Here is a 23,406-nt window from a genome sequence, read left to right as displayed (position 1 = left end):
CTTACGCCCGGATTTTCTGTTACTTCTATAATATATACTTCCGTAAGTTGTTTTTTATTGACTATAATAGTATAATTTTAGGTTGGAGATAAACTATCAACACAAGTGATACAAAACATTGGAGATTTTATTATGGACACACGTTCAATTGGAGTATTCGACTCAGGGCTCGGCGGAATAAGCGTTCTCCGCGACATCGTGGAGCTCATGCCCTGTGAAAATTATATATATTTTGGCGATTCGGCACACGCACCTTACGGAACAAAGACCAGAGAGGCTATTCTTGAGAGATCGGAGCAGTGTACCAATTTTCTTCTCGCAAAGGATGTGAAGGCGATCGTCATCGCCTGCAACACCGCCACAAGTGTTGCAGCCTCGACACTGAGACAGCAGTATCCTTCCATACCGATCATCGGTATTGAACCGGCTCTGAAGCCTGCGGTTCTGTGGAAGGAGCACGACAAGGTAGCTGTCATGGCCACCCCTGCCACACTGGCTCTACCTAAATTTCATGAACTCATGAAACATTATTCAAAGGAGTCCGATATTTACCCGGTTCCATGTCCGGGCCTTGCGGATTATGTGGAAAAGGGAATTTTCGATGGTGAGGAGATCACTGAATTTCTGAAAGGACTGCTCGCCCCATCTCTGGAGAAGCATGTGGATGCCATCGTTCTCGGTTGCACTCATTATCCATTTGTGGAGAAGGTTATACAGCGTATTGCCGGACCTGACGTGAAGATCTTCAATGGAGCCCACGGCACCGCCCTGGAGCTTCAGAGGAGACTGCGCATCGCTGAGCTTCTCACGCCTTCCATAGAGAAGGGCACTGTGGAGTTCTACAGCAGCAGTACAAACCCTGAAACCATTAAACTTTGTCACCAATTGTTTGAAGCGTAATTGACGGACGGCTCAAAACATATATCCAACATAAAAAAGTCCGTGTATGTACATGGTCAATCACGTTCTACAGCTGTCGCTTCAAGCATTTCTATATGCATGCGGCTCCGCACGCGATAAGGGCGTTTGCGTGCTATGCCTTAGCACAGAAATGCTCGAAGCTCGGCTGTATTCACTACCGATTGTCCATGTACATACACGGCTTTTTTGCTGAATATATGTTTTGAGCCTGACTACGACTTATTATTCAAAGCTAGTTCTCAGAATTGTTAAAATGCATATGGGTGATCCCAGACTTTGAGTTTCGTGCCGATATCATGGACAAGGGCATAGGTGTAACATTCATATGCCCATGCCACGTCCTCTGTCGGCATGCCCTCTATAGACACGAGTATTATCTCATCGTCGGATTCACGGCCAGGCTTCTTGCCGCGGATTATCTCCCCAAATGTAGTAAGAGAATCCCTCTCGATCAATCCATCCTGCACCATATAGACGAAGTCCTCTCCCATGCAGCCTGTGTGGAGTCTGTCGCCATTTTCATCGTATCCAACATTATCTTCCTCTGCATAATTCTCGTACATTCCGTAGTTGTCTATGACTTTTTTCAAGTCAACAATACTCTTATGCTCCATATTGAAGGTACTTGTAGAGATGACCAGCGCTCCGGGCTTGAGCCACTCTCGCTTGTACTCTGGCCACTCGCCCTCCTTGCATGAGACTGCCTCAGTTATGATGTCTGCATCCTTAAGTGCCTCCTCCATATCCTTGCACAGAACTATATTTTTTACCTGAGGATAATTTTCCTCTATGTACTCTTTCATCTTAATCGCATTTGCCGATGTCGGTGAGCTGCCCTTTATCTTGATGGTGTCTATGTCAAATCTCTGTGACATGATGGCTCTGAGACTTGATCTGCATATGACTCCAGGGCCGACCAGTGTGAGCACCTTTGAGTCATTCCTTGCCAGAAGCTTTGCCGCAAGTCCCGGCATAGCACCTGTTCTCATAGAACTAAGAAGATTTCCGGACATATATGCCAAAGGTTTTCCTGTCTCCACATCGTTGAGCATCATCATCAGTATGGAACGAGGGAGCCCTATGGCTCTGTTGTTGCCATTTGAACCGTACCACTTCTCTCCTGCCACATGGAATCTGCCGCCAAGATATGCCGGCATGGCGATGAATCTCCTGTCTCTGGCATTGTTGACCGGGAAATTCTCTATCGGTGACTTCTTTGGGAAGTACAACATAAGGCCATGTGCGTCATTGTACGGACCACCCATGAGGAAATCTCCGTCCTCCATGAGTCCCATGGTCTCCTCCATAACATCCACACATCTTCCCGGGTTGAGAACACCCGCATCTATCATATCCTCCTCGCTGAGGTAGAGGAAGCTTATATTCTGCTTGTCTGTTTCTATATTGCTCTTTCTTCCTGCCGCTTCTGATTCTACATCTCGGTTCTTCATAATCCTTACCAAACCTTTCTCTCGTCATATATCAGCTGTTTTTTATTATTTTGCCATGAATCTCTTTTGACGCACGACACATGATCACTATACATACAATGGACACTGCACTTATCACTACGCTGGAATCCATGAGCACTGTAAGTCCGTATCTGGAATTTATCCATCCACACAGCAGAGCTCCTATCCCCTCTCCGGCTCCCACCGTAAATGCGTTTATCAATGACATTCCCTTCACCACATCAGCGGGTGACAGCATCTCTTCTATAAGATACACACTCCCGGAATAGAATAACCCAAAGCCCAGCATCTCGCATCCCTGGGATATGACGATCACCCACACATTGTCCGAGAATGCCGCGAACATGTTCTTGAATGTCATGAACACCGCACAGCACAGCATTATCTTGTCAAGAGATATCCGCTTTCTGAATTTTATGAGCAGGAATGCCGACGGAACTTCACTGACCGCCATCACGAACTCAGCCAGTCCATAATGAAAATTATTGCCACCCAGGCGTTCAAACACATTTATCAGGAATGTCGTTCCAACATTATATCCCATGAACATAACCGCTGAACCTATGAGAAACCACCTGTACTTCGGGTATGTTGTGAGCAGATATCCTGCGGTGTGTACCTCTGTTTTCCGGGTCTCCGTAATGTTTGCTGCAGCTATTCTCTCTCTTGCGCCCAAAGCCCTGCAATCGCTGCAGGATGATGTATCATCCATGACCAGCAGCACCGCCAGCATCATGGCGGTGAACAGCATCTGTAGTATCAGAAGCCTGTTCGCATCATACCTGTCACAGAACACCCCAAACAGCACACATGCCACAGCCCACGCACAGGAACCTGCTGCCCTGCATATAGGGTAGTTGATATTTCTGCCGCCGTTCATATACTTTATGGACATGGAATCTATAAGCGGTGATATGCATGTAAATGTTGCACCAAATCCGATGAACAGCATCACTGTCTGTACAAACGATAATTTATACTCATAAAAAACAGATGTCAACAGCAACGCCACAGCAGTCAGCACTGAGATGATATATTTTAACTGGATACGTTCTGCATGCCGGTCGGAAAATACACCTATGACTATCTGAAACACTACAGTTGAAAATAATTTTACCGCATTTATTACTCCTATCTGTCCGTCCGTAAAACCTTTGTACTGCAGCATCTGCGTGAGGTATGCGTACGCAGATGCCGCACAGGTCCAGAACATCATCTGTAATATTGCATATTTTATATTGAGCTTCGCGTTTTTCTTTTTTATAGATGTGTCTACGCGTATCTTCTTCTGCAATCCCATAGGCTGTTCCTATCTGGATGATTTGATCTCCATGACCGCATCTGTCTCAGCTGATATCGCATCTGCATCAAATGTATTTATCATAAATATCCTCTTCTTCATATCATCTGTGAGCACACACAGTGGACTGTTTTTCAGGTCATCATCCAAATATTCTACTGCTGCCTTATTGGCACAGATGAACTGGAATTCATTTGTGAGTTCTGCGGATATGTCAGGTCTCAATATAAAGTTAAGGAACAGCTCTGCCTCCTCTTTGTGCTTTGAGCCTTTGAGCAGGACCATTGTATCCATTGAGAGTGAACACTGCTCACCATCCATGACTACCTCAAGATCCGGATTCTCCTTCATCGCCTGGAGTGCCTCGCCGCTGTACATGAGAGCAACTGCTACCTCTCCCTTTGCCATACTGTCTCTCGTGTCTGTTGACGCTGCAAATGCCTTGATATATGGATTCAGCCCACTTATATAATCCTTTGCCTTTGCAATATCATCGAGGTTGCCCGATGTAGGATCAAGGTCGCATCCCAGCAGACCTACACTCATAATAGCCTGGGAATCATCCACAAGCAAAATATTATTCTTCAGATTATCATTCTTCAAGTCGTCCATCTTATGGATCTCTATACCATAGTCGTCCAGCATCTTTTTATTTGCTATCCATACACAGGATGTTCCCATATATGGAACACAGTACTCTCCATCCGGATCACACTGCATTGTCCTGTAAGTCTCATCGATATTGTCATAATTGGTGATCACATCCTTGTCCAGAGGCTCAAGCAGATCATTTGCCTTCATAGATTCTATGTAGAAGTTTGAAGGTACTGCAATGTCATATTCTGATCCGCCTCCCGCCATGAGCTTTGCCAGCATCTCGTCATTCGACTCAAATGTAGTCTCCACTACCTTTATGCCATATTCCTCCTCAAATTTATTGAGAACATCTTCACTCATATACTCTGACCAGTTGTACAGATATATCTCCTTTGCGTATCCGTCTGCAGTTTTCTCTTCTGAATCGCTGCCACATGCTGTCATCGTAAATACCATTGTCGCTGCAAGTGCTGCAGCCATCATTTTTTTGATTTTTCCTCTTACCATAGTCATTTCCTCCTTTTATTGAACACCAGTCTGGTTGTTTATTCTTACGCCCAGACTTTCTCACCACATATATAAGTGGCTGTAACCTGTGTCTTGTATATGTCTTCCTTAGGGATAGTAAGGACATCCGAATCCAGCAATACGAAGTCGGCATCCTTGCCTGCTTCAAGGGAACCCTTTGTCTTCTCAAGCCTGTTCTGGTATGCTCCGCCATATGTGAGGACCTGAAGACCATCCTCAACACTTATCGTCTCGCCGGCACCCATCTCTTCCATCTCCGGATGTCCGGGCTGTTTTCTGTTCACCATGAGATGAAGTGCATCCATAGTTCTCGGTGGAACCGTTACAGGGAAGTCGCTGGCACAGCTTGTGACGATTCCAGCATCTGTGATGGATCTCATATAGTATTCCTTGGAGGCTCTTTCTTCTCCGAGAAATGGCTTCTCCAAAGTGTCATAATACACGCTGTTCCTGAAGTGCCAGTATGGATTGGTGACTGCCACCACACCAAGGCTCTTCATCCTGTCCACATGCTCCGGCACCATGACCTGAAGATGTGTTATGGCATTTCTGTAATCCCTGTCTTTTTCTGTCTGTCCGTACTCATATGCATTCAGCACCTCGTCTATCGCCGCATCGCCGATCGCATGTGCATGTACATCATATCCCGCATCAAGAGCGCGTTTCACCGCCGCATTTGTCCTCTCCTGGCTGAGCATCGGCTCACCCTTATCTCCTGGGGCATCCGCGTAATCATCTCTGAGAAAAGCTGTATGACCTTCCACTACTCCATCTGCAAATATCTTTAACGTGTTCACCTGTATCTTAGGAACATACCGGAACTTCTCATGATACTTTGCAAGTTCAGCAAACACATAGTCCTCATCATCAACAGGCTCTAGCGTGTAACCTACCCTGAATGTCACCTTTAGTTTTCCCTCGCTGTTAAGCTTTGCATATCCGGCAAATCTTCTGTCATAGTTCTGTTTCTTGTCAAACATTGGCTCAAATGCTATTGTGACGCCATTTGACAAGGCTATATCCTGATAACATTCTATGGCATGTGCAAAGTTGTCAGCAGTCATCTCAGGCAGCACCGCACTGAACAGATTGCCCGCCATCTCCTTGAACCATCCCGTTGGTCTGCTTGTTCCCGGATACCTCACTATCACACCATTGGGAACCTCAGCGGTAGTTTCATCAATCCCGACAAGTTCCATAGCTTTGCTGTTCACCCAATATGAGTGGTGATCCTCGCTTATCATGACCATCGGCACATCCGTCGATATGTCATCCAGTATGTCAGCGGTCGGTCCCAAGGATCCAAATACTCCATTTTCAAAACCGGAACCGCTCACAACCTTCTCGTCAGGGTGGCTCGCCATATAATCTTTTATCGCCGTCACATAATCGTCTATGCTCTCCTTATTTGCAAGGCTGACACCGTACACTATCTCAGTGGTGCTTGATATGTGCGCATGTCCCTCTGTCATTCCCGGTATCACAAGTCCTTTGTCATGTTCTATAACCTGTGTATTTTCGCCTGCATAGCGTTCTGCACCGGCTCTGTCACCCACGTATATGATCTTTCCATCGGCGACCGCCATAGCCTGCGCCAGACTGCGTTTGCTGTCCGCCGTATAGATTTTTCCATACACTATAAGGTCGGCTGTCATCTTTGTCGTTTCATCCATTTGTTACGCCTCCTTGCCATATATGTCTTCGGAACATATTCTGTACTCCCGAATTACTGCGCATCTATCTTACAGAATTACTGTGCATCTATCTTGCGGATGTCTCTTATCTCCCTGCGCTTTGATATAAACTTTCCAAGTGCCCCCGCAAGGAGGTAGATCACAACTATTCCGACTATCATCAAAGTTGATATGACATATACATTTGTAGTGATCTTGCCTCTGACCATTCCGTATACCTTGATAGGGAACGTGATATCCCCGGCTCCGGATACGAAGTAGCTGATTATTACATCATCTATCGAGAGAGTTATGGATAGCAGCGCTCCGGATATGATTCCAGGTGTCAGCATCGGGATGGTGACACGCTTTAACGTATGCCACTGATTTGCCCCGAGATCCATGGCAGCCTCCTCTATAGAGCCGTCAAAATTCGCAATTCGTGATCTCAGTGTGATGATGACAAATGGCAGACAGAATGTAACGTGTGCGAACACCATGGTCGCAAATCCCATGGTCATGCCCATCTTGGAAAACGATGCCAGTGAGGCAAGGCCTATAACCAGCTCCGGGATGACTATCGGCACGTACAGAAGTCCGTTGATAAACTTCTTGAGCTTGAACTCGTACCTGTAAAGTCCTATGGTTGCCAGAGTTCCTAGAACCACCGATATGACCATGGACACTAACGCCAGCTCTATGGACAGCCAGAAGTTCTTCAGAAGTGAGTCCCCCTGGAACACCTCCAGATACCACTTGAGTGTGAATCCGTCAAACACCATATTTGTATTGTTCTTGTTGAACGAGAACAGGATGATGACAAATACCGGCATGTACAGGAACAGATATACAAGTGCCATGAATATGATCGATCCCGCACCCATCTTCTTCTTTTCTTTTCGCTTCATATCCATCCCTCCTTATGCCAGATCATCCAGATCTCCAACCTTGCTGTACGCCTTCAGCACAACCAGAGTGAAGATGATCAGAAGTACCGAGAACGCTGCGCCCAGTGGCCAGTTACGTGCCACAAGGAACTGGTTTTGTATCAGATTGCCAAGATATGCCGCGCTGCCGCCGCCCATGACATCCGATATGAAGAATGCTCCAAGGCTCGGTATGAATACCTGTATCGTTCCTGCAAATATTCCCGGGAGCGTCATCGGGAGTATGACTCTGATAAATGTTTTTATCTTTCTTGCCCCCAGATCGTATGACGCCTCAACCAGCGAGTGGTCGAGCTTTGATATGCTGCTCTGCAGCGGAAGAACCATGAACGGGAAGAAGGTATACACCATTCCGAAGAGGACTGCCCCCTCCGAGTACATCATCTGTATCGGCTGGTCTATGATTCCTATCTTCATCAACAATGTATTTACAAAGCCGCTGTCTCTCAGTATATTTGACCATCCATTCAGTCTGATGAGACCATTTACCCAGAATGGCAGCATGATGAGAAGTGTGAGCATTCCGCGTATCTTATCCGGCACCTTGCACAGCATATAAGCAAATGGATAAGATATGATGAGGCATATCACGCTTGTCTCAAATGCCATGACAACCGACTTCCACATGACCGTCAGATACAGCGGATCAAATATCTTCTTATAACTGTCAATTGAGAACTTGCCGACAACTCCGCCATATGCACCCTTCGTCATAAAACTTATGACCACAACATATATAAGTGGGATGAGAAGGAAAAACAACAGCCACAGGGATGTTGGACCAACCATACATAATATCGGCAGAGTGTTCTTTTTCTCCTTTTTCTTTTTTTCTTTCATAGCAAAGCCTCCTTGCATAGCCGAAACTAAATCCGGTTATCATTACACGCAGATATTTCTTATTTAAGAACTGCATCCTCTATGGCGTCGTACATCTTATCCTCCTTGGTGTGTATGACAACCGCCTTGTCCGGCTCCCAGTACACTGACACTGCCGTGCCATCAGGATATACCGTGGCATCAGGATGATTGTTGACCTTGACTTCCTTGCCATTTGGCAGTTCCACTATAGTCTTAAGAACCGAACCAACATAGATCTGATCCTTGACGATTCCTTTCAGTGTAAATCCATCCACCGGCTTGTCTGACAGATGCGTATTTTCGGGACGTACCGATATGTACACGATCTCTTCCTTAACAAATCCCTCGCCCTTCGCTCTGACCTTTCCATTCTCCATCGTAAGCCCAAGATCAGTGCCTTCTATGGTGTCCACATTTGCCTCGAATATGTTGGACTCTCCTATGAAGCTTGCAACAAATTTGGTCTGTGGGTTCTCGTATATCTCTTTTGCCGTACCGATCTGCTCGAAGTGTCCCTGATGCATGACAGCTATCCTGTCGCTCATGGTAAGCGCCTCTTCCTGATCATGGGTTACATACACAAATGTGATTCCCAGCTTCTTCTGCAGCCTCTTGAGCTCCACCTGCATCTGCTTTCTGAGTTTCAGATCAAGTGCTCCGAGCGGCTCATCAAGAAGCAGTACCTTCGGTGAGTTTACCAGTGCCCTGGCAATTGCAACTCTCTGTTTCTGTCCACCTGACATCTGCGATGGCTTTCTCTTCTCAAATCCATGGAGCTGTACCAGATCCAGCATTTCCAGAACTTTTTTCTTTATCTTCTTCTTGTCCATCTTCTTCTCAACAAGGCCAAATGCTATGTTGTCAAAGACTGTCATGTGAGGGAAAAGAGCGTAACTCTGAAACACCGTGTTAACATCCCTGTTGTACGGTGCCAGCTCTGTGACATCCTTATCTTCTATGTATACATTTCCCTCCGTGGGTGTCTCAAAACCTGCAATGATACGAAGTGTGGTCGTCTTGCCACAGCCTGATGAACCAAGCAATGTCAGGAACTCTCCCTCGTATATGTCAAGGCTGATGGGCTTCAGCACCTGATTGTCGCCAAATGACTTTGTTATGTTTTTAAGCTGTACTATTGCTTTTCTCTCTTCCATCAGCAACTCACCTCACTCTTTTCTAAAGTAGTAATCAAAGTATTGATTCTCCGTGTTCTCCTGTCCTTATCCTCATGACATCGTCAACATTTGTTATAAATATCTTTCCATCTCCAACCTGACCGGTGGAGAGTTTCTCACATATCTCTGTGAGTATGTCATCCAGATCCTCGTCAAGTATCACGGTCATGACGTAGAGCTTTGGCAGGAGATTGATCTCCATCCCAAGCTTCTTGAATTCTTCGCTGTAGCCCTTCTGGTGTCCGCAGCCCATGGCCGACATGACGGTGAGTCCGCTGTATTCATTCTTGCTGAGTATCTTCTTGAGTGGCTCAAGCTTCTCTGGTCTGATGATGAGTTCTATCTTCTTCATATCCATTCCTCCTTACAAATAAAAAAGAGAGCAGCGGAGTCATATTCCTATGAGCTCCTTTGCTCTCTTTCATGTGTTCTTGCTTTTAATTTTCACTCATTGTAGAGTCTGGTATAATACCAAGGTCAATGTTTTTTGTCATTTCTTTAATTGTTTATTTTATTCGGCAGACATGGTTTATTTTGGCAGCCAATGTCTAAATTTACTTAACATTGTTAAGTCCATCATTTACTTGAGCCATACAATTGCTGCCGTCATACCTGCAAAAGACTGCGAACCATGGGGCCGACATTGAGATCCAGACAGTCAAAACTACCTCATATATGGCGCATCCCACAGCTTGAGCTTTGTTCCGATGCTTTCTCTGAGTGCCTTCTGGTAACACTCATAGCCCCAGCCGACATCAAGGATCGGCATGCCGCCAAGGCTCACAAGAAAGATCTCGTCATCACTCGTTCGTCCCGGCTCGAGGCCACGCATTATGTTTCCCAGATGTCTGATCTCACTCTTCTCTATCCAGCCATCCGTCACCATATTTACAAAGTGTATGCCTGGCGTTCCAAGTGATATCCTGTTGCCATCCTCGTCCCACTCCTGATACACATTTACATATTCCTCATACATCTGTATATTGTCTACAACCTTCGTCACGTGATCCCTGACAAATTCCAGATCCATATCCATGGTTCCAGATGATATGATCGTGCATCCAGGCTTCACCCATGCCGGATCTATGACAGGCCATTTTCTCGGTTCAACAGATACCGCCTCTGCTATGATATCTGCATCCCTCACGGCCTCCTCCAGAGTATCGCAGATGATTATCTCCTTGAGACTCTTATAGTTCTCCCTGGCATAATCCGCCAGTTCATGGGCTGTGTGCGAAGTCTTTGAGCTGCCCTTGATCTTCAGCACCTCCAGGTCCGGGAACTTTGCCATGATAGCCATGAGGCTTGTCCTTCCTATCACTCCTGCGCCAAGGATAGTCAGTACCCTGCTATCCTTTCTTGCAAGATACATGGCAGTAAGCCCTGGCATCGCTCCGGTTCTCATGGCACTTAGGAGATTGGCTGACATGTACGCAAGCGGCTGGCCTGTCTCCACGTCATTCAGTGTCGCCATGAGTATGGATCTCGGCAGACCCTTGTGCGAATTTCTGCCATTTGAGCCATACCACTTCTCACCGCACATATGGAATCTTCCTCCGAGATATGCCGGCATCGCCATGAATCTCCTGTCCGCCGAGTCCGCAAGCGGGAAATTCGGAATGTCCGACTTCTCCGGAAATATGAGCTGTACACCGTGGTCGTTATGTGCTCTGCCGCCCATGAGATAGTCTCCCTCGCTGAGGAGTGTTATGACCTCCCCTATGGTGTCCACAGCTCTGTCCGCATCGAGTACACCCGCCTTTATCATGTCCTCTTCATTCAGAAATAAGAATTCAACCTTGCTGTCCATACTGCCACCTCCTGCTGTAATTCCTGTCATCCACAAAATATCTGATCTTTGTTAGCCATTACCACAGTCCAACTGTATATATATCAAATCATGCATTTTGCGATGTTGTTACTTTACGTTTTTAAAACATCTTCTATAAATCTCCACTACATCAGACTTCGTCAGAGGCACCCTGCAATGCTCAAGGTCCTCTGATGCCGCCTTCTCAGCCATCTCGTCAAAGTCCTTCTCATAAGGCACGCCCAGCTCGCCGAGATCCGAGGTCAGACCCATATCCTCATATAACTTCTGTGTCTTTGATATTGCTTCTCGGGCTATATCATAAGGGTCCTTTGTCTTTTCTATATCCCATACATTCACGCCGTAATTTACCAGAACCGGAAGGCTCTTCTCGTTAAGAATGTAATCCATCAGAACCGGCGTGATGATCGCAAGTCCGTGTCCATGTGTTATATCATAGTAAGCACTCAGCTGATGCTCTATGGAGTGCGCCGGCCATGGGCCATCCTTGCCACACGCTATGAATCCGTTTATCGCCCACTCAGATGCCCAGAGGATATTTGCTCTGGCGTCATAGTTGTCTGGCTCTGAAACTGCCACCGGGCCGTACTTTATAAGGGTTTTAAGAAGAGCCTCCATCATGCGGTCCTGCATGTATGTGTCTCCATTATCTGCAAAATAAACCTCAAATATATGGTTCATGATATCCGCCACACCTGCTGCCGTCTGGTATGCAGGAACGGAAAATGTATACTCAGGGTCAAGTATCGCATAAGCAGGATAGAGCAGATCGGATGCGATATCCTTCTTCTGCTTTGTCTCCTCATTTGTGATAACTGCAAATGGATCCATCTCAGAACCCGTCGCAGCCATAGTCGCGACAGCTATGATCGGCATAGCATTCTCTATCTTCTCCGGGTGTCCGACCAGATTCCATGGATCACCGTCATAGCACGCTCCGGCTGCTATAGCTTTGGAACAGTCTATTGTACTGCCGCCTCCCACAGGAAGTATCACCTTCACATCATGCTCCAGACACATCTGCACACCCTTCTTCACCGTTGTGAGTCTCGGGTTGGGTTCTACACCCGAAAGCTCAATATGGGAAATGTGACTACAGTCAAGTAACTTGATTATCCTGTCGTACAGCCCTGTTCTCTTTATACTTCCGCCTCCGTACACCAGCAGAACACTGTCTCCATATTCGCTGATGTACCCTGGCAGATCATCAATGGCGCCCTTGCCAAATGATACCTTTGTCGGAATATTATAAAAAAAATTCTCCATGTTATATCTCTCCTTTAGCTTATTGTTATTATTGATACTTTTGCTCTGTGGAGTACCTATTATATTGCTCAACAGAATTGCTTCATCAATAATATACGCCTCTGATCCATATGCTGTCTACCTGACAGCCTTGAATCTGTCATACCGTAGAGATGATATATCCACCACAGTCTTCTCGCCGAGCACCATCTGTGAGAGCATCAGTCCAACAGCCGGTGCCGTTCCAAATCCATGCCCTGTAAATCCACATGCCAGTATAAGTCCCGGAACCTCGTCAACCTCGCTTATGACTGGAACACCATCATAGCAGAGATCAAGCCATCCGCCCCAGGTCCTTACGATCTTGGCATCAGCCAGCATCGGTATGTATCCCATGATCGCCCTGCATCCGGCAGATACGGTAAGCGGTGAAGTCCTGAGCTCATCAAGTCCCATGTCCGTTGTCTCCTCAAGTCCCGAATCTGAGCCAAATACAAATGATCCGTGCTGTGACTGATGTCCGTAAAAGTCAGCGGATGCAACGCCAAGCATGATATCAAACATATGAGGCTGAACCTCCGTAACCAATGCCTCCTCAAAATACTTTGTCATCGGCACATCTATTCCAACTGTCCTTGCGATGAATCTGCTCTCATATCCGGCAGTCAGGATAACCTTGTCCGCCTCGAACACCTCACCTGATTCCAATATGACCTTTCTGAGTTTTCCCTTTACTTTCTCAAGTGCAACAACCTTTGCGTCAGTAAAGAAATTTACCCCAAGCTCCGTTGCCCTCTTGTAGTACGCCAGAGTCGTCAGCATAGGATTGGCATGTCCATCTGTAGGACACCAGCTGGCGCCGATTATCTCGTCAGAGAGGTATGGGCATATCTCCTTCACCTCTTTGCCATCTATGATCTTCATGTCAAGTCCGAGAGAGTTAGCATTTGCCGCAAGATCCCTGAGCTTTTCCATATGGGCATCAGTCTTGCCAAGTCTAAGGTTGCCCTTCTGATAGTATTCCACGTCAACTCCAAGCTCCTCGGAAAGTGTCGGCCACATATTCTGCACCGCATACATTGCATATGGCAGCTCCCTGACATCTCTTCCCGACTGTCTGACTCCGCCTCCGTTTCGCGAGGAGCCTCCGTGTCCTATGCTCGGACTACCCTCTAGCACTATTACATCCTTCATTCCTGCTTTTGCCAGATAGTATGCCGCAGCACATCCATTTACACCGCCGCCGATGATTATAACCTCTGCTGTATGTTTACTCATGAGCCTCACCTCCATCTCTCGCAAGTATCCGCATCTCTGTAGGTCTCATAGGTGCCCTTGACGTGGCAGGCTCTATGTCAAGAGGTGACACATGAAGTTCCCTTGCCACAATGCCCTTCACCAGCTTGCCACAAGTCTGTCCCTGACACAATCCCATCCCACACCGGAGGAATCTTCTTATCTCTTCTATCGTCAGCATTCCCGCATGGACTGCCTGCCTTATCTCGCCCTTTGTGACCTCCTCACACCTGCACACCAGCATGTCGTCATCCGGTGCCGGAACATAAGGTCCTATGGCATCAAGTTTTTCTCTGATATCTATCATAACCGCACCTCCTTGAAAAATCTTGCCTTCATCACCATGTCCTTCGGCACCTTCATGGTCAGCAGATTGGTATGGTCAAATGCTTTTGCACTTCTGACACTTACGACCTCCGCTTCGCACACCTCATGACCATCACGGCCAAGTGCCACGCCCTTTGTTCCTTTCTCTGGTATCGGAAGAAACTCATATGGAAGTGTCACCGTTCCATAGCCATCCCCGGTGTCCTCGTCCACCAGGAATATGGCCTGTCCTGAACAGCTTGCAACGCACATGCCACAGCCTATACACGGATTTTCCGTCACTGTCGGAAGAGAGGTTATATTTGCCCCTATGCTTATGCACCCCTTCGGACACGCATCCTGGCACGGGTTGCACGGGATGTTCTGGGTGCACTCTATAACCGGATGTATTCCCTTCCTGTGAGTCACTCCCGGATATCTCTCTATCTCGTCATCTGCCACAAAGCCGTGCTCCAGCAGATTCATCGATACATCTATGCCTTCCTCTGTTTTCTCGATCAGCTTGCCCCTGTTCTTCGGTGCAAACATTCCCTCACGGAGGCTTCCAAGTGCATCCTCAAGCTCCGATGCACGTGCTTCCATCTCTGATTTATCTATAAACCCGAGATCCTGCGATATGACAGATCCCGCTATCCTGCCCTCGATCATGGCTGAGCTTGCCTCCTCGATTCCGGACACATCGCCGGCTGCAAATATTCCCGGCACTGAGGTTCTGCCCCATTCGTCACACTCAGGAACGTATCCCCCCGGAGTATCCTTCATCTTTACGCCCGCCTGCTTTAAAAGCTGTGACATAGGTGAAAGTCCAACGGCAACGCATATCGTATCAACGTCAAATGTCTTTTCGGTTCCCTCTATGAAATTAAAATGGCTGTCTACCTGTGCGATCGTCACTCCTGTCACCCTGTCCGTTCCACTCGCCTCAACGATCGTATGTGACAGGTAAAATGGAACTCCACATCTCGATATCTTCGCAGCATGTACTCCGTATCCTCCGATCCTCGGTGCCGCATCAACTAAAGCCACTACCTCACAGCCTGCCTGCATGAGCTGATAGCTGACTACAAGTCCTACATTTCCTGAACCGAGCATCAATATCCTGTTACCCGGCTTTATGTGATGAAGATTCATCATAGTCTGGGCGGCACCTGCACCGATGACTCCCGGAAGTGTCCAGCCTTTGAAAGTAACCATGTTCTCACTGGCTCCTGTTGCCACAAGCACACTGTCGCCCTTGAAATGCTTTATCTCATCACCGATCCTGACCGTCACTTCTTTCTCGTCATAGAGACCCACAACTGTTGCATTAAGCCTTACATCCACACCCAGTTTATTTGCCTCCTCAAGAAGTTCGTAACCTATGTTGAATCCTCTTATCTTCGCCTTGTGTTCCTTTGATCCGAAAAACTTATGTATCTGTTTGAAAAGCTGACCGCCAGGCTTTGCATTCTCGTCAAATACTATCGGCTTCATTCCGTTCTTCGCAGCCTCTATCGCTGCGGAAAGTCCTGCCGGACCTGCGCCTATCACTATCAGATCGTATCTCTCTATCATAGCAGTCACCTCCTAAAAATCCTTCTCTGCCGACGCACCGTACTGCGTCCTCACATCCATTCCCTCTTCCAGAGGAGTGATGCACGTTCTTATATTTGGCTTGCCATTTACGATCATGACACAGTCCGTGCATCTTCCTATGGCACAGAATACACCTCGCGGCTCATGTCTCTTCTTGGTGTATCTGTGTGTCATGACACCCGCAACTCTGAGCGCCGCCGCTATCGGCTCGCCCTCTATTCCCTGAAGCGTCTGTCCATCATATGTAAAATTCACCAGCCTGCCCTCCGGGGTGTCCCCCAGTATCGGGTGAGTTAATATCCTATCCATAGCCATTCCTCCTTTTTGTGTGGTTAATTAACTTGGTGAAATGGTAAACCCTTGTATCATGCTAGAGTCAATGTACTTGATTTGTTTTTGCAAATTTCGGAAGATGTGAAGATTTCTCCATATGTCAGCTTAATTTTATTAAGTATTTTTATAGAAAATAGAATTTGATTAGGTGGTGTGTTACGATACAGTTATATGAGATCAGGAATTGGAGATTATATTATGAAGAAAAAGGATACTTTCAAGATTGGGAAATTGTCTAAGCTTTTTGATATCGGCGTGGATTCTATCAGATATTATGAGAAGGTTGGGATACTGCATCCTGTGAGAAATGATGAGAACAATTACAGAATGTACACCATAGATGACGTGCGCCGCCTTGCGCTTATCCGTGAGCTGCTGGGACTCAGCTTTTCCACTGACCAGATCCGTGAATATGACGAGGACAGAAATGTCGATAGTACGACATCCCTGCTCAGAGCCGAGCTTGACGTGGTTGACGCTGAGATTGCCAAGCTCAAAGCCACTAGGGACAGTATCCAGAACCGGCTGGACACCATCACATCCCTTTGCAGCCCGGATATACAGGATGAATTTGAGACTATTGTGATAAAGGAGCTTCCAGACCGAAAGTGCGTCATGGTCACTGACGACAATCTTCCTGATGATTATGTCTCCTATTATGTGGTCAAATACATGCAGAGCCACAACACCAAGATTGACACAATAGGTGCCTGCGACTGCTATACCCTTGACATCCCCGGAAGCAATCCAAAGTCCAAGTATTACCGTACCAAGAACGTATTCTTCTTCGCACCATACCTTGAGGACGCCGATTGCAATTATGTACTTCAAGCAGGAAGATATCTCTCCATGACATACAAGGGCGCCCTGACCAAGACAAAGGAACTGCTGCCACGGCTCTATACATACGCACAGGATCACCAGCTTGAGATTGCCAGTGACCCTGTTGAAATGTGTCATATAGATGATTATGAGACCAACGATGACAGTGAATATATAATTGAGCTGCAGCTCATGATAAAATAACCATTTTGCCGCAGCTCATTTTGTTCTCTAAAAATGTAATTACAGATACTCACTCATGAACAGCTCCGTGTCGTATGGGGTTATCACCATTTTATCACGCTCATTCTCCACTGTGTCATTATTCAGATACAACGCAGTGTCAAACACAATGTCAGCATCTTCCCTGTTATCCACCAACACTCCTCTGCCCATGACATTGAGTGCGATAAGATCGTAGAGATCCGGCTTCTTCATATTCACCATGGAATAGCATACCGCTGCGACTCCAGAAAGATTGCTCTCCAGATTATTGCCGACGGTATTTGTGTGGACTCCACTGAGCGACAGATTCATGTCACACCAGATAAACTCCCGCTTAACACAGTCAAATATTACAGGAATACACACCGTGCTGCCCGCTGTGAGATCCAGCTTCTGTTCCACCGTCTTTGGCTCATATATCTCACCCGAATTCACATCAGCCCTCTCCATCCAGCCAAACATTGCATGAGGCATCTCCGCATAGTTCTGACCGGTAAAGCTATACACCTGGTACACCACATACCTTGCACCATATCTCACAACTGAATCTACGTCCACATCAAGGAACTCACTGACACCATCACCATCCACAGGACCGCCATTTACAATGTCCCCCGAATGACAGGCCTTATATTTCTCAGATTTCAGATTGGTATATGACACATGCTCCATGTAGTTCCAGTTCTCGTCAAATATAGCCGCCGACAGGTCTATGTCGACTCTTCCATCGTCATACGACTCCAAATCACATTTGTCCATATTCGTCCACCATATAAATGCCCTCACAGCATTTGTCTGCGAAGCCATAGGGAGTCTCGAGCCTCTGACTATAGTCTTAAACGCCTTGCTGGCACTTCTCTGGCTGAATGGAACCACATAATTCCTGTAATCATCAGACAGATACACCTTGCCCATAGGCTCCCTCTGTCCATAGATCTTCACAAGGGCATTTTCGCAGATCCGAACAACTTCCTGACAGTACCTCTCATCTATATCTGGCAGATCGTTTCGCTCGCTGTGGCACTTTGCAAGGCTCCCCTTTGGGAAGAACACTCTCACATCTGCATGCTCAGATCTGTGCAGAAAGTGCTCTCTCACCTGAAGCAGTACTGGTGTTGACACCTTCTCCGCCACAGACGCAAAGCTTCTTATAACAGGCTCTTTATATGTCTCTCTGAGCAGCTGATCCAGTCTCCTTGCCAGTTCACCCGGTCTCTTCACCAGCTCGGCAAGCGCACTTTCATACTCACCATAGGCAAGGTCAAACTCAACCTTTCCTGCAAATGTCTCTATCTTCCTGTTATTTCTCAGCTTGTCAAATGCATTTATCGCCCTGTCATACTCCAGAGTGTATCTGCTGCAGTCAAACTCAGAAGGATGGATCCTCTCTCCAATTCTGATCCATCTCTCCTTATATCTGAGCATATCCTCCTCTATATTCGGACAGCCAGACAGAAGCTCCATGATCATCCTTCTCTGTCTGCGTGAAAAGCTTCTGTATCTAGTATTCTCCGCAAGGCTCACATCGCCATCACTCATGGCAGTCACAAGTCTCAGCACATCAGTTGCAGTCTTTACATATTTCCTGAGCTCACTGACATTTGCCAGAGGCTTCTTCTGCAGATAGAGCGCGGCGATGTATGCAGCATTCTCCTTGTGTGGTATGTTATCAGGCAGCTTCATATTCTCAGTCTCGAATAAATATGCTATATCCTCCCTGTCAGTTCTTGATATGGATGTTCTCGACGTACAGATATTGTCAAATATCTGTCTCACATCGTCCTCGCTTCCAAGCTGCAAAACCTTGACCTTCGTCTCGTCAAAAAGTGGCAGTCTGTCATTTACACGCTTTCTGTGATTCTTTGGATACAGGATACCATCCGACCAGTAATGCACCATCGCATTTATATACAACTCAGAAAAATGTGCATCCATAACGCCCTTAGGGAAATCGGCGTACATAGGCATATATACAACATTTGCACCTTTCAGCTTCATAAGCGTAGCTTTGAGTTCAAAGTAAAAATCTGACAGTTCGTTGACACTGTATGTTCTGAGAACGTCAAACACCTCCCTGGAAAATGTATATCCAAGTTCTTCGATGTTCTTCATAATGGCCGTTATGTAGCGATCATTTGCCACCCTTGCAGTACCAGTGCCAAGTATCACTTTGTTTTTACGCCTGAGCAATATCTCATTCATAACTTTTCTCCTTATTAATGAGGAAACCGGTGGCGGTAAGCTTTTACATTTATCATCCCAATTAAGAAGGAACCACCACCATAGCCTCTTTGTGTTTCGCGATAATCAATATATCAAATCGAAACTGTCCAATCAATGAACCGCTAGTTTAAAATGAACATCGTCTCTTGCAATCACGGACTTTGGCTCGTTGCTCTGCGCAAATACAAAAGACACATAGAGTATATGCCGCACTGTTTACTCTATGTGCCTTTTAATTTTATAGTTTTCGCTTTATATAGAAATTATGAATTCATCCCTCAAGCGCGACCTTTACAGCCTTTTTCTTTCTGGGAAGACAGAGCTGGAGCACCACCGCTATGGTTGCACCAACTGCAGTTCCTGATGACATGAAGTAGTTCAGGAACTGAGGCATTGCATTCACCACATCTGTAGGAATGACTATAGTTGCCACAGCTGCCACGACTGAGATTCCCACGATAAGTGACGATCTCTCATCAAGTGGCTCACTCTGTATGATCTTAATTCCATTTGATATGAGCAGGATACATACAACTGCAAATACACCATTTACGACAGGGGTCGGTATACATGATATGACGGTCATAAGCTTTGGACATACGCCGAGCACCATGAGTATCATACCACCCGCAATGATCGCCATACGGCTTCCGACCTTTGTGATCGCAAGGACTCCGGCATTTGAAGAATAACCTGTCATTGGAGTTCCGCCGAACAGTGAACCAACAAGACATCCAACACCTTCACCTATGGTAGCACGATCTATTCTCTTATCGCTGAGATCCTCACCTGTGATGGCGCTGATCGTCACCCATGTTCCTGTTGTATCGAGGAGCACGATAAGGTAAATGAACATCATGAGTATACAGGACTTAATCTCAAACTTTGGAAGTCCAAAGTGGAAAAACTCAGGCAGCTTGAACCATGCTGCATCGTGTACTGAACTAAAGTCCGCAGCTCCCATCGCTGCAGCAACCACTGTTCCGGCAACCAGTGCAAGTATTACTGATACCATGTGAAGTATCCTGTTATGCTTAAGCTTGTACTGAAGTATCATACATACGATGAGCACTCCTGCAGCAGTAAGACCTGATGCTACATTTGCACTTAAGTTTCCATCTGAGCTTGCGATCCCCTTGGCTGCTGTAGGTGTCAGCGATATTCCAACTATAAGTATGATGATACCACCGATAAATGGAGGTATTGCCTTTCTCACAAATTTCGAAAAGCCCTTAAATATACCCAGCAATACGATCATGATTGCTCCGGGTATCAGACTTCCTATCATTGCACTGACTCCCATGGTCGCGCCTATCGTACACATAGCTCCAAGCGGTACATACGATGGTCCCTGTATGATAGGATACTTCATGAAGAATCCCGCCTGCAATATAGTTGCAATTCCACATGCAAAGAAACTCATCTGAAGGAAAAATGATAACTCTCCTCCTGCCAGTCCTATCGCCGCTCCAAGTATCAACGGCATGATATACAGATCCATTGACAATACATGCTGCATTCCGAGAAATGCCGCCTTGCCACAGCTTATCTTCTCATTTACGCCAACTATGAGCTGGCTGTCATTTTCTATTATCTTCTTATCTTCCATATAAACGCGCCTCCTTATCTTATATTTGCTTCAATACAGATATTTCAAATATATTTATTATTATGGTCTGATGGTCTTCTTTGTTTATCCCCATCCATCTTATTTATCTGCAAGCTGCTTTTTCAGAACCACAAGCTCGCTGTTTATCTCATCGATCAGGCTTCTCTCATCTATTCCACATGTGAACTTTCCGCCCTGATATACAACCTTTCCATTTACTATCGTCGTGTCAATATTCTCCTCGGATGACGCATATACGACCGTCGCCTTTGCATCATGCATAGGTGCCGACTTCAGATGATTAGGGTCAAATATTATTACGTCCGCATTCTTGCCAGACTCCAATGTTCCCAGCTTGTCAGCCATACCTATAGCCTTTGCTCCCCCTGCCGTCGCCATGTGTATGATATCATCTGCGCTGATGACTGCCGCATCTCTGTGTATTCCCTTCTGTATGAGAGCTGCCAGCTTCATACTCTCCAGCATGTCCGTACTATTGTTGGATGCCGCACCATCCGTTCCTATAGATACATTTACCCCTGTAGCAAGGCTTTCCGGAATAGGTGGTATTCCTGAACCAAGATAAAGATTAGGTGCTGGATTGTGGCTTATCGACACTCCATATTTTGCAAATCTCTCTATGTCATGAGGTGTGAGGTTTACACAGTGGACTGCCAGGAATTTGTCTGTCAGGAATCCTATCTCCTCAAGCATATCCACTATATCCTTGCCGTAATATCTTCCGCACATCTCATTGTCGACCTCTGTCTCCTTGATATGCATTGAATATCTCACGTTCTCGTTGAGACAATACTCAAGCATCTCCTGATAGCCTTCCTTCGTGGTCGACCATGTGACATCCGGACCAGTCCATATCGAAAGCATGTCATTTTCTTTATATGCTTTCTTCAGTGCATCCACTTCCTTCATGGCCTTGCCAACAGGCTCAAGGAAGCACTTCGGCATTCCGTATTCCTCTCCGGTATCCTGAAATGTTCTGATAAATACACTACGGATACCCGTTGATACCATTCCCTCTATACAGGAATGAGCCAGTTCAGAATTCTGATTGGTGTAGAAGAACTCACTCATGGTCGTACATCCACTCTTTATTGCCTCCATACATGCAAGCTGTGCTGCCAGCTCATGCTGATGTGGTGTCATATACTGTCCATATGGGAGTGCTGAAAGATTCAACCACTCTATCAATCTGTGATCAGCTCCAAGACCTTTCAGGAAAGACTGGAATATATGTATATGTGTATCTATAAATCCCGGAAATACCACCTTGCCCTCGGCATCTATCACACGTCCGGCGCCCTCACATTCCTGAAGCTCCTCCGGTGTCAGCTCATTCATTTCCTTTATCAGAGTTATCTTCTCTCCCTCTATTCCTATGATTCCCTTCGCATACACTTTTCTGTCCTCATCCATTGTGTGTATCTGCGCATTTTTGATTATCAGATCATAACTCTTCATAGCTCATTCCTCCTGACTTTGAATATCCACTAAAAAAGGAGTCCTTCCCCGGCAGTGTGTGTTAAAATGTTCCACACAAACTACTTTTGAAAAGACTCCTTTGTCCTGTTCTAAATCTTCTGTATTACATTTTCATTTTCCGCGGTATAAACAAAAAAAGAACCATACAGCTATCTGTTTTGGTGTTAAGGAAAACAGATAAAACTTTTGGTTCCTGATGGCTCGTATCTTAGCACTATCCCGTCAAATGGTCAATACTCGTAACCTCTGTTGTTATATTTTTATTTTTTTAAAGGACTTTACCTTAATATCTTATGTTTATGCCATTTTTGCTTAATATTTTAAGGTAAAGAAAAAAGCCTGAACCCCTTGATTTTCCTTAGGTTTCAGGCTTTTAATTTAATGCCGGCGACCGGAATCGAACCGGTACGGGAGATTAGTCCCGCAGGATTTTAAGTCCTGTGCGTCTGCCAGTTCCGCCACGCCGGCATTCTGCACCTTATTAAAAGGTTTAGAAAATGGGACCTATAGGGCTCGAACCTATGACCCTCTGCTTGTAAGGCAGATGCTCTCCCAGCTGAGCTAAGATCCCATTTGTTAAAAAGTATTCTGTTATGAATACAGCGACCCGGATGGGGTTCGAACCCACGACCTCCGCCGTGACAGGGCGGCGCTCTAACCAGCTGAGCCACCAGGCCATATTCATTGTTTCTTATTATTAGTAAGAGTGGACGTTCGGGGACTCGAACCCAGGACCGATCGGTTATGAGCCGATTGCTCTAACCAACTGAGCTAAACGTCCTCATTTAAGTGGGACCTATAGGGCTCGAACCTATGACCCTCTGCTTGTAAGGCAGATGCTCTCCCAGCTGAGCTAAGATCCCATTCATAAAAAGTATTCTGTTATGAATACAGCGACCCGGATGGGGTTCGAACCCACGACCTCCGCCGTGACAGGGCGGCGCTC

Annotated in this window: 19 protein-coding genes and 6 tRNA genes (1 of these 25 cut by a window edge); 2 read left to right on the top strand and 23 right to left on the bottom strand. The window is 46.2% G+C overall.

The genetic code is table 11. The features are described from left to right. Positions 1-132 precede the first annotated feature (132 nt). Positions 133-900: a glutamate racemase gene (murI, locus tag ABUA34_RS07000; protein WP_015533484.1), complete on the top strand. Its 768-nt coding sequence runs from the start codon at positions 133-135 to the stop codon at positions 898-900. Between the two features lie 269 nt (positions 901-1,169). Here murI and ABUA34_RS06995 read toward each other — a convergent pair whose 3' ends face one another. The 14 genes from ABUA34_RS06995 to ABUA34_RS06930 form a co-directional block, all read right to left on the bottom strand. Next, positions 1,170-2,372: a tyramine oxidase subunit B gene (locus tag ABUA34_RS06995; RefSeq protein ID WP_022216196.1), complete on the bottom strand. Its 1,203-nt coding sequence runs from the start codon at positions 2,370-2,372 to the stop codon at positions 1,170-1,172. Between the two features lie 31 nt (positions 2,373-2,403). Next, the gene (locus tag ABUA34_RS06990; protein WP_349823065.1) at positions 2,404-3,693 is read right to left on the bottom strand and encodes an MFS transporter; all 1,290 of its coding nucleotides are present in this window, start codon (positions 3,691-3,693) and stop codon (positions 2,404-2,406) included. A 9-nt stretch (positions 3,694-3,702) separates the two neighbouring features. Next, positions 3,703-4,797: a polyamine ABC transporter substrate-binding protein gene (locus tag ABUA34_RS06985; protein WP_055224604.1), complete on the bottom strand. Its 1,095-nt coding sequence runs from the start codon at positions 4,795-4,797 to the stop codon at positions 3,703-3,705. 44 nt (positions 4,798-4,841) lie between these two features. Beyond that, positions 4,842-6,491: an amidohydrolase gene (locus tag ABUA34_RS06980; RefSeq protein ID WP_349823064.1), complete on the bottom strand. Its 1,650-nt coding sequence runs from the start codon at positions 6,489-6,491 to the stop codon at positions 4,842-4,844. A gap of 77 nt (positions 6,492-6,568) precedes the next feature. Continuing rightward, on the bottom strand, positions 6,569-7,399 hold the full coding sequence (locus ABUA34_RS06975; protein ID WP_015533489.1) for an ABC transporter permease: 831 nt from the start codon (positions 7,397-7,399) through the stop codon (positions 6,569-6,571). Between the two features lie 12 nt (positions 7,400-7,411). Further along, entirely contained in the window at positions 7,412-8,278 is an 867-nt protein-coding gene (locus tag ABUA34_RS06970) for an ABC transporter permease (protein WP_015533490.1), read from the bottom strand. A 59-nt stretch (positions 8,279-8,337) separates the two neighbouring features. After that, positions 8,338-9,453 (bottom strand): ABC transporter ATP-binding protein, encoded by a 1,116-nt coding sequence (locus ABUA34_RS06965; protein ID WP_173796069.1) that lies wholly within the window; start codon positions 9,451-9,453, stop codon positions 8,338-8,340. A 34-nt stretch (positions 9,454-9,487) separates the two neighbouring features. Beyond that, positions 9,488-9,826: a P-II family nitrogen regulator gene (locus tag ABUA34_RS06960; RefSeq protein ID WP_015533492.1), complete on the bottom strand. Its 339-nt coding sequence runs from the start codon at positions 9,824-9,826 to the stop codon at positions 9,488-9,490. Positions 9,827-10,138: 312 nt separating this feature from the next. Further along, a complete protein-coding gene (locus tag ABUA34_RS06955; RefSeq protein WP_118018449.1) occupies positions 10,139-11,284 on the bottom strand; it encodes a tyramine oxidase subunit B in 1,146 nt (381 codons plus the stop codon). 108 nt (positions 11,285-11,392) lie between these two features. Then, complete coding sequence (locus ABUA34_RS06950; protein ID WP_349093472.1) at positions 11,393-12,571, bottom strand: iron-containing alcohol dehydrogenase; 1,179 nt, start codon at positions 12,569-12,571, stop codon at positions 11,393-11,395. A gap of 117 nt (positions 12,572-12,688) precedes the next feature. Next, complete coding sequence (locus tag ABUA34_RS06945) at positions 12,689-13,828, bottom strand: NAD(P)/FAD-dependent oxidoreductase (RefSeq protein ID WP_349093471.1); 1,140 nt, start codon at positions 13,826-13,828, stop codon at positions 12,689-12,691. Continuing rightward, positions 13,821-14,153 (bottom strand): (2Fe-2S)-binding protein, encoded by a 333-nt coding sequence (locus ABUA34_RS06940; protein ID WP_015533496.1) that lies wholly within the window; start codon positions 14,151-14,153, stop codon positions 13,821-13,823. The genes ABUA34_RS06945 and ABUA34_RS06940 overlap by 8 nt, the downstream gene beginning before the upstream one ends. Next, the gene (locus ABUA34_RS06935; RefSeq protein WP_022216187.1) at positions 14,150-15,727 is read right to left on the bottom strand and encodes an FAD-dependent oxidoreductase; all 1,578 of its coding nucleotides are present in this window, start codon (positions 15,725-15,727) and stop codon (positions 14,150-14,152) included. Before ABUA34_RS06935 ends, ABUA34_RS06940 begins: the two co-directional genes overlap by 4 nt. Positions 15,728-15,739: 12 nt before the next feature. Next, positions 15,740-16,057, bottom strand: coding sequence for a (2Fe-2S)-binding protein (locus ABUA34_RS06930; protein WP_055224615.1), 318 nt, complete (start codon positions 16,055-16,057; stop codon positions 15,740-15,742). A gap of 222 nt (positions 16,058-16,279) precedes the next feature. On the opposite strand from ABUA34_RS06930, the gene ABUA34_RS06925 reads away from it, so the two are divergent. Then, positions 16,280-17,107 carry a MerR family transcriptional regulator gene (locus ABUA34_RS06925; RefSeq protein ID WP_349823063.1) on the top strand — a complete coding sequence of 276 codons (828 nt, stop codon included), beginning with the start codon at positions 16,280-16,282 and terminating at the stop codon, positions 17,105-17,107. 39 nt (positions 17,108-17,146) lie between these two features. Here the strand turns inward: ABUA34_RS06925 and ABUA34_RS06920 are convergent, their stop codons facing one another. The 9 genes from ABUA34_RS06920 to ABUA34_RS06880 form a co-directional block, all read right to left on the bottom strand. After that, a complete protein-coding gene (locus ABUA34_RS06920) occupies positions 17,147-19,330 on the bottom strand; it encodes a TerD family protein (protein ID WP_349823062.1) in 2,184 nt (727 codons plus the stop codon). 292 nt (positions 19,331-19,622) lie between these two features. Then, entirely contained in the window at positions 19,623-20,960 is a 1,338-nt protein-coding gene (locus ABUA34_RS06915; protein WP_349093468.1) for a uracil-xanthine permease family protein, read from the bottom strand. Positions 20,961-21,059: 99 nt separating this feature from the next. Then, a complete protein-coding gene (locus ABUA34_RS06910; protein WP_349823061.1) occupies positions 21,060-22,439 on the bottom strand; it encodes an amidohydrolase family protein in 1,380 nt (459 codons plus the stop codon). A 403-nt stretch (positions 22,440-22,842) separates the two neighbouring features. Then, positions 22,843-22,928, bottom strand: a tRNA-Leu gene (locus ABUA34_RS06905). 30 nt (positions 22,929-22,958) lie between these two features. Then, positions 22,959-23,031: transfer RNA gene (locus ABUA34_RS06900), tRNA-Val, on the bottom strand. Between the two features lie 32 nt (positions 23,032-23,063). Continuing rightward, positions 23,064-23,137, bottom strand: a tRNA-Asp gene (locus ABUA34_RS06895). 30 nt (positions 23,138-23,167) lie between these two features. After that, positions 23,168-23,241 (bottom strand) — tRNA-Ile (locus ABUA34_RS06890). A gap of 9 nt (positions 23,242-23,250) precedes the next feature. Beyond that, positions 23,251-23,323 (bottom strand) — tRNA-Val (locus ABUA34_RS06885). Positions 23,324-23,354: 31 nt separating this feature from the next. Continuing rightward, positions 23,355-23,406: transfer RNA gene (locus ABUA34_RS06880), tRNA-Asp, on the bottom strand (it continues 122 nt past the right edge of the window).

This window comes from Coprococcus sp. RTP21428st1_C9_RTP21428_210409 (assembly GCF_040227395.1).
Lineage (GTDB): Bacteria > Bacillota > Clostridia > Lachnospirales > Lachnospiraceae > Coprococcus > Coprococcus aceti.
Note: the sequence above shows the minus strand (reverse complement) of the source record. Positions and strands in the feature narration are given on the sequence as shown.